The organism is Microcoleus sp. OTE_8_concoct_300 (assembly GCF_031383065.1).
Lineage (GTDB): Bacteria > Cyanobacteriota > Cyanobacteriia > Cyanobacteriales > Microcoleaceae > Microcoleus.
Window position 1 is genome coordinate 1 of sequence record NZ_JANMZH010000426.1, and the last position, 1,645, is coordinate 1,645.

Annotated in this window: 1 protein-coding gene; it reads left to right on the forward strand. The window is 50.8% G+C overall.

Translation table 11 applies throughout. The features are described from left to right. Window positions 1–231 precede the first annotated feature (231 nt). Window positions 232–1,645 (forward strand): leucine-rich repeat protein (locus ACUVJL_RS19730; protein ID WP_445247390.1); only part of this gene is annotated, 1,414 nt, incomplete at its 3' end.

A 1,645-nucleotide genomic window follows, 5' to 3' on the forward strand; every position in this document is an offset into this window, starting at 1 on the left:
CTCGTTCCCAGGCTCTGCCTGGTAACGCATATCCAGAGGCTCTGCCTCGCCTTAACCCTCTAACAAACCCTCCATTCTCTCCTTTACTCAAACCTCACGATCGACAAAATATTCGTGTTATTTTGAAGTGAGCTTAATCAAGATTCAAAATTAAATCATAGTTGGCGATCGCCCGAGTCATCTCAAAAGGCGATCGTACTTATATACAAAAATCACAACAAGGAATTGGCAATGTTAGAAACTGAGGACGATCCGAGTGTACAGCGACGCATTGAACGGTCACGGCGAGACCGAGAAAGAACACTCGATCTTAGCTACATGAAACTGACGGAACTGCCAGAGGCTTTCGCATCTCTCACCCAGTTGCAAGGGCTTTACCTCTTCAACAACCAACTGACGAAGCTGCCAGAGGCGATCGCATTCCTCACCAAGTTGCAACAGCTTTACCTCCAAAACAACCAACTGACGAAACTGCCAGAAACGATCGCATCCCTCACCAAGTTGCAACAGCTTTACCTCCAAAACAACCAACTGACGGAACTGCCAGAGGCGCTCGCATCCTTCACCCAGTTGGTAAGGCTTGACCTCCAAAACAACCAACTGACGGAACTGCCAGAGGCGATGGCATCCCTCACCGAGTTGGTAAGGCTTGACCTCAGCAACAACCAACTGAGGGAACTGCCAAAGGCGATCGCATCCCTCACCCAGTTGCGATTGCTTAACCTCAAAAACAACCAACTGAGGGAACTGCCAGAGGGACTCGCATCCCTCACCAGGTTGCAAGAGCTTCACCTCAGCAACAACCCTCTCAATCCTGACCTCGCTGCTGCCTATGAGCAAGGCACTGAAGCCGTCTTGCAATACCTGCGGGCAAAGGCAGAAGCAAAGATCACCCTGAATGAAGCCAAGCTGATTTTGATCGGTGAAGGCGAGGTGGGCAAGAGTTGTCTGTTGGGAGCATTGCGCGAGGATGAATGGCTAGAAAGTCGTCCCACCACTCACGGCGTTGAAATTAAGCCAGTTATTGTCACCCATCCCGACAGTGGCACAGATATCTTACTCAATGGTTGGGATTTTGGCGGTCAACCGGTTTATCGATCGACGCACCAGTTGTTTTTCAGTGCACCAGCCGTGTATCTGGTGGTGTGGAAGCCGCGAGAAGGCCCCCAGCAAGGCTTTGTCAAAGAGTGGATTACCTTGATTAAGCATCGCGCACCGGATGCCAAGGTGCTAGTAGTCGCAACCCACGGCGGTCCCGGACAGCGACAACCCGACATTGACAGACAGGAAATTCAGGATCGATTCGGCAGCGATACGGTGCTTGACTTCTTCCATGTAGACAGCAAACCTGACCCTCAGAACTCCTGCACCGGGCTGGCAGAATTAAAACAAAAGATTGCTAGTGTCGCCGCATCTCTTCCCGAAATGGGACGTTCTGTTCCCGCCAAGTGGCAGCGAGTGCGGGAAATCTTGCAGACAAACGACAAAGCCTATCTGCCCTACAATGATGTCCTTGCCATCTGCGCTCAACAGGGAATCGATAAGGAACAAGCAGAACTTTTCCTTCGCATTTCCCATACCTTGGGGCATATCATCCATTACCATTACGATCCAATACTGCGGGATATCGTCATCCTCAAACCCG